This is a genomic window from Streptomyces sp. NPDC002513, from assembly GCF_053595355.1.
The window spans coordinates 1-5590 of sequence record NZ_JBSFXK010000124.1 but is presented as its reverse complement, the minus strand read 5'-3'; the positions used below and the strand labels follow the sequence as shown (position 1 = coordinate 5590).

Below are 5590 nucleotides of genomic sequence, written 5' to 3'. Positions count from 1 at the left end.
TTCCATGCACGCCGACCGGCCAGCAAGATCGTTCGAGGCATCCCCCGCCAGCCCCACCCACCGAACACTGTCCGGTTCACCACCACGCTCTCACGCTCCATCTCCAGCTCCCGAATGCGCTTGTTCTTCTCGCTCATCTCACGCCGCAGCCGCTCCAGTTCCACGCGCTCGGCCTCGCGCACCCGCCCGCCGGCCGCGGTCTGCGCGGGCCGGTCCGACGACGCCGTTCCGTTACGGCGCCAGCGCGAGACCCAGCTGTGGAGGGTGCCGGGGTTTACGCCGAGTTCCTCGGCTACATCCGGGACCGGCTTCCCCGTCTCGATCACGATGCGAACGGCGCCCTCACGAAACTCGGCGTCGTACGGCTGCTTCTTGGATCCCATGAACCCCAACTTCCCCTGCAATCACGGGCTCCACGCTACGAGGGGAGGGTCATCCGCCACCTCACCACCGACAACCGCACCCTCGACGAGCGGCTGAAGGCCGCCCGCTCGAACCTGCGCTTCCAAGACCGGCGCGTCGCCGACCTGGAAGCCCGCATCGCCGACCCGGGATCAGCGACGTGATCCTGTCCCGCCGGCAGTTTCACGGCTCTGCTGTCGGCGTGCACGTGATAGTGCCCAGCTGAGTACAGATGAACGGGGTCAGCACCAGGCGACTCAATGGAAGGCGGAGGCATTCTCCGAAACCCACTGATGGAATGGCCTGGTCGGGGAGCCGGTGACCCGCGAAACCGTGTCGCGCACCTTCAGCAGCTCGTCGTTGACGTCCCCACCCGTCACATCGAGCACCGCATCCGCGGCCTCGTCTCCCAAGAACGCGGCCATGTGACGGTGGGCCTCCTCCCTGTTGATCTCAACGAACGGCACCTCCCGCTCCAGTACTGCCGCGATGGCCTCCACCTGCTGCCGGGCGGTCACCCGCTCCGGACCGGTCAGGGCATACGTCCGGCCTTGGTGACCGGACTCGATCAGCGCCACCCGCGCCACCGACGCGATGTCCGCGGGGTGGATCGTGGGGAGCCCGATGTCCGCATACGGCGCCCTGACCGGTTGGTGCTCGCGGATGGACGCCGCCCACCACAGGGCGTTCGAGGCGAACTGCGTCGGCCGCAGAATCGTCCAGGCCATACCGCTGCCCTTGAGTAGTCGCTCGACAGCCAGGTTCTCGTTGGCGGGGCCCAGGTGCGGATGGGTCTGGACGGTAATGGACGACACGAGCACCACGTGCTCCACACCTGCGTGCCGGGCGGCGTCGAGGATGTCAGCATCTGAGCCCATACGCGACACGAGAAACAGCGAGCGCACCCCCTCCAGCGCAGGCTTCAGCGAAGCCGTCTTGGCGAAGTCACCCTCAACGGCCTCGACCCCTTCGGGGAATGAGGCCCGCGCAGCATCGCGAGTGAGACCCCTCAGGGGCCCGGCACCGCACGCGTGCAGCTCCTTCAGCAGAGCACTTCCTATGTTCCCGGTGGCTCCCGTCACGAGAATCATGAGCGCCTTCTCCCGTCGTCAGATGATCAGCTGGAGGACACGCTAGAAGCTCAATCGCACTTCAGGTCAAGGAGAGCCCTGACAGGTTCGTGCTGCTGGGCACAGACATCCGTACTCGGCTGAGCACTTCACCGAGTACGCCGGCCGTCCACCGTCCCGGTGGACGGCCGGCCCGAGAGACCACCCGGACGAGCTACAGCAACGGCCCCAACTCGGCGTCACGGACATGTAGTCTATGAATCGTCGCAGTTCAGAGCCAGTATTCCGAGCTCCTGCGGTCGGTAAAGTCGACGAGATCCACAACATCTCGCAGACCACCCGGTCCGGCGCCGAGGTCTCCGACACCTTGAAGTACTTCTCCGAGCGCATCCCCGCGACGTTCGTCTATGCAGGCATCGGCGTCGAGGACAGCGAACTGCTGGCCGGCACCCGCGGGGCCCAGATCGCGGGCCGCTTCACGCTCGTCCCCACCCGCCCGTTCCCTTACGGCGCCGAGTGGAAGGGGCTGGTGGCCACCCTGGAGAACACCCTGCTGCTGCACGATCACCCGCTCGGCAGCCTGGTCAAGCTCGACCGCTATCTCCACAACCGGACCGACGGCATGATCGGAGCTCTGTCCCACGCCATCCGAGGAGCCGCGATCGACGCCATCCTCAGCGGCACCGAACGCGTGACGAAGGAGGCAATCGACGCGATCCCACTGGACCATGCCGCAGAGACCGCGGCTTCTCCGCTGAAGAAGGCGGTCAGTGGGTGACCTCGGCCCCGGAACCGCTGCTGCACCGGCTTCCTATCCAGGTCCGGCCACGTCCCGGAGAACCGACCGACTCCTATATCCGGCGCCTGGCCCACGCCAACCACCTCAAACCGAGTTACTGCACGGCCTCCTCACCGGCTCACCGAACTGGTTCGGACAGCCCCGCCTTGAACGCCTTGCCGCGTTGGCTGGCCGCCCCTGCGAACTCCTGGAACGGACCCTGGCAGATGTCCGACCACCCCGTCGGCAGCGCAAGCCGGCCCCCGACCGCGTGTCGTCCAAGAAGATCGACAAGAAGGAGCTCTACCGACGCATCCGGCACGACGCCGAACGGGAAGCCCTTTCGATGCGAGCTCTGGAACGACGCCACAACGTCTCCTGGCGAACCGTCCGGGCCGCCCTGGACGGCCCTGAACCCCGCCCCCGCAAACCACTACCGCGTCGGCCAACCGCCATCGATCCTGTCCAGCACCTCGTCGACTCCATGATCGAGGCGGGGCACCGCCCCACAGAGATCTGGGCGAAGCCCATGGACGAGCACGACACCTCGATCTCCTACGGTGTCATCAGACGCTACGTCCAGGACCGCGCACCCGCCCCACGCCAACGGTCCTCTGTGGCAACCAATCAAGTCGGCCCAGTCACGCTGTCCCTAGAAGTCAGCGAAGCCAATGAGCAGACCGCTCCGCCGCCACCGCCGACAGAACTCGCGGGTGGGTCCTCTGGAAGCCCTGAAAATGGCACACCAGGCGACCTGCCTGCGACTATCGTGCCTCCGTGACGCTGACCGACACCGAGATAGCCACCCTGATCGCACCCGCCGGGCTTCACTTCGTGCAACGGCGCCGGGACGAGGTCCCGCTGCCGCCACTGCCCGCGGGGTGCTCGCCAGCGAGTGCCCGCCCCGAGCACGGGCGATTCGACTCATACCCGGACGAGATCGCCGACGTCGACGCCCCGGATATGGCTGACAAGGTCAACGCGAGTTGGTATCGGATGGCAACGCAATACGGACTCTTCAATCAGGACCGCGAGTTCCTCCTCGGCGTCGACTACAACACGCACCCTACGGACGGAGAGCCCGAAGATGACGGCTGGGCCTGGGTCCAGGTCCGCCTCCTCGACGACTGGGACCTGGTGACGAGCGAGGTGACCCAGCTACGGAGCGGGTTCGCGACACTGTTCACTACGCGCTTCGTGCCGGAATTTACCGCGGTGTCGCTGGACGGACGCATGATGATGAACACCACCGTCTGGGGCAACGGCACCGTCAGCACCATCGCAATCCGCCCCTAGTGATCAACTTCGGAACTCTACTCCTGCCGACAATGAACTCAGTCGTCGCAGGTCAGAGCGTCGTCGTCGACTAACTTCGCTGTCCAAGGACAATTTTCAGCAGCAGTCGGCGATCAGCGCGTTCGCAGATGTTCACGAGAAATGACGGCACCGTCGGCGGTGAGGGCGTTCGCGTCGACCACGGAGCCTCCGCCAAGTTCGTTTCCGCAGTTCAGTGGGGCTGGTGTGATGCGCGGGTGTAGTCCTCGCGCTGGCAGGCGGGGTGATCGTTAGCACGAGATCGTCCGGCGCGGGCGTTCTCGCGGGTTCTTGCGTGAGGTTCGGGGCTGCCGCGTAGGTTCCGCGTCGGGAGGGATGTTCATGACAGACGTGCTGACGTGGACGATCGGGCGGCGGCTTGAGCTGGCGAAACGTGCTGAGCTGCTGCGTAAGGAGCTGGGTGAACTCGATCTGGAGGTGGCCCGGTTGGAGGCCGCCGAGGTGGTTTTCGGGCAGTGGGCCGAGGCCACCGGCGGTGGACGGCTGCCGCCGGGCATCGTGTCGCCGGAGCCGGAGCCGGAGCCGGAGCCGGAGCCGGAGCCGGAGCCGGAGCCGGTTGCTGTGACGGTGGGCCCGGGTGCGGGCGGGATGCGGGTGGTGCCCGATCGCGTCGAGGGGATGGGGCGTGAGGCCCTGACCTCGGAGTACCGCCGGATCATGGAGATCGTGGCGGGGGCGGACGGTCCGGTGATGGCCAAGGACGTCGCCCTCGCGCTGGGCCGGGAGACGACGCCGGGGAAGATCGAGCCGGTCCGGGGACAGCTGCGCAAACTCTCCGACCGTGGCTGGCTCGTCCGCACCGCATCGGGCCGCTACCGACCACGCTGACCAGCGGTGTCGACGGCCGGACGGGCCGATTCCGGCCGTAACGCGAGGGCCCCCGGCGGGAGTTGGTTGATGTGTGACGAAAAACCAGCCCGCCGAGGGCGCTCAGGATGTTGTCTACCAGGTCCGCCTGCCGCTGTCGAAGCGGACCATCGATCTCGTCGCCGGCCTGATACGCCGGCGCCGGAACCGGATGCGCTCTGTCTGGCGCAAGGCCGAACCCGGTAAGCAGGCTGTCATCGTGCTTGCCGTCCTGCGTCACGACCAGCGTCTGGCCGACATGGCCGGCGGCAACGGTGTCGGGGAGTCCACCGTCCGCCGCTGGGTGAAGGAAGTCGTCCAGTTGTTGGCCGCCCGGTCCCCGCGTCTGGACCGGGCGTTGAAGAAGATCGCCCGCGGCGGCGGGGTCGTGGTCCTCCTCGACGGCACCCTGATCCGTACCCGCCGCCGTACCGGGAAGGACGACCGGAAGAACTACTCTGGCAAGCACAAGGCCCATGGCCTGCTGTTTCTCGCGCTGACCGACGAGAAGGGCAACCTGATCTGGATCTCCGCAGCCAAGCCCGGCCGGTCCAGCGAGATCACCACCGCCCGCCACAACAAGATCACCGGACAGCTGCGGGAAGCCGGCCTCGGCGCCCTGGCCGACCTCGGCTTCGTCGGCCTCGACGACAAACCCGACGACGACCCGGTGATCATCACCGGCCGCAAGGCCACCCGCAACCACCAGCTGACCGCCGCCGAGAAGGAAGCGAACCGCCTGGTCAGCCGCGAACGCGCCGCCAACGAACACGGCTTCGCGAACCTCAAGAACTGGCGGATCCTGACCAAGCTCCGCACGGACACCCGGCAGGCCACCACACTCCTGCGAGCCCTGCTCGTCCTGGCGAACAGCGAAGTACAGCGATAACCAGACAGGGCGGATGATCTCGCCTCGATGATCACGCCACCTGCCAGCGCGAGGACTACACCCGCGCATCACACCAGCCCCACTGAACTGCGGAAACGAACTTGGCGGAGTCTCACGGGGGTGACCAGCGCCCCCGGGGAACCAGGCGCGGTAATCTCGGGCCATTCCCGAGACACCCAACGTCGCTTCCGTAGTGTGATCTTGGTCGGGTAGGGTTCTGATCTTGTGGCGAGTGGGCACATAGCTGGTGAGACATACCCCGAGCGGACA

General features: G+C 66.7%; 6 protein-coding genes and 1 pseudogene. 4 read left to right on the top strand and 3 right to left on the bottom strand.

Translation table 11 applies throughout. The annotated features are described in order from the left end of the window. Positions 1-383 (bottom strand): transposase (locus ACWD5Q_RS35015; protein ID WP_451431109.1); only part of this gene is annotated, 383 nt, incomplete at its 3' end. A 276-nt stretch (positions 384-659) separates the two neighbouring features. Next, positions 660-1493 carry an SDR family oxidoreductase gene (locus ACWD5Q_RS35010; RefSeq protein WP_451431108.1) on the bottom strand — a complete coding sequence of 278 codons (834 nt, stop codon included), beginning with the start codon at positions 1491-1493 and terminating at the stop codon, positions 660-662. Between the two features lie 286 nt (positions 1494-1779). On the opposite strand from ACWD5Q_RS35010, the pseudogene ACWD5Q_RS35005 reads away from it, so the two are divergent. Further along, positions 1780-2250, top strand: a pseudogene (locus ACWD5Q_RS35005) (ATP/GTP-binding protein); the annotation flags it as partial. A gap of 139 nt (positions 2251-2389) precedes the next feature. Here the strand turns inward: ACWD5Q_RS35005 and ACWD5Q_RS35000 are convergent. Continuing rightward, the gene (locus ACWD5Q_RS35000; protein ID WP_451431107.1) at positions 2390-2620 is read right to left on the bottom strand and encodes a hypothetical protein; all 231 of its coding nucleotides are present in this window, start codon (positions 2618-2620) and stop codon (positions 2390-2392) included. Positions 2621-3027: 407 nt separating this feature from the next. On the opposite strand from ACWD5Q_RS35000, the gene ACWD5Q_RS34995 reads away from it, so the two are divergent. The 3 genes from ACWD5Q_RS34995 to ACWD5Q_RS34985 all read left to right on the top strand — a co-directional run bounded on the left by ACWD5Q_RS34995 (position 3028) and on the right by ACWD5Q_RS34985 (position 5320). Further along, positions 3028-3546 (top strand): hypothetical protein, encoded by a 519-nt coding sequence (locus ACWD5Q_RS34995; RefSeq protein WP_451431106.1) that lies wholly within the window; start codon positions 3028-3030, stop codon positions 3544-3546. A gap of 360 nt (positions 3547-3906) precedes the next feature. Beyond that, positions 3907-4413, top strand: a complete 507-nt coding sequence (locus tag ACWD5Q_RS34990) for a hypothetical protein (protein ID WP_451431105.1) — start codon at positions 3907-3909, stop codon at positions 4411-4413. Positions 4414-4486: 73 nt separating this feature from the next. Further along, entirely contained in the window at positions 4487-5320 is an 834-nt protein-coding gene (locus ACWD5Q_RS34985; protein ID WP_451431104.1) for a transposase family protein, read from the top strand. The last annotated feature ends 270 nt before the right edge of the window (positions 5321-5590 follow it).

What these genes read in the sequence shown, in the direction of transcription:
- ACWD5Q_RS34990 (WP_451431105.1), top strand. Translation starts at nt 3,907, where the DNA reads ATGACAGACGTGCTGACGTGGACGATCGGGCGGCGGCTTGAGCTGGCG.
- ACWD5Q_RS35010 (WP_451431108.1), bottom strand. Translation starts at nt 1,493, where the DNA reads ATGATTCTCGTGACGGGAGCCACCGGGAACATAGGAAGTGCTCTGCTG.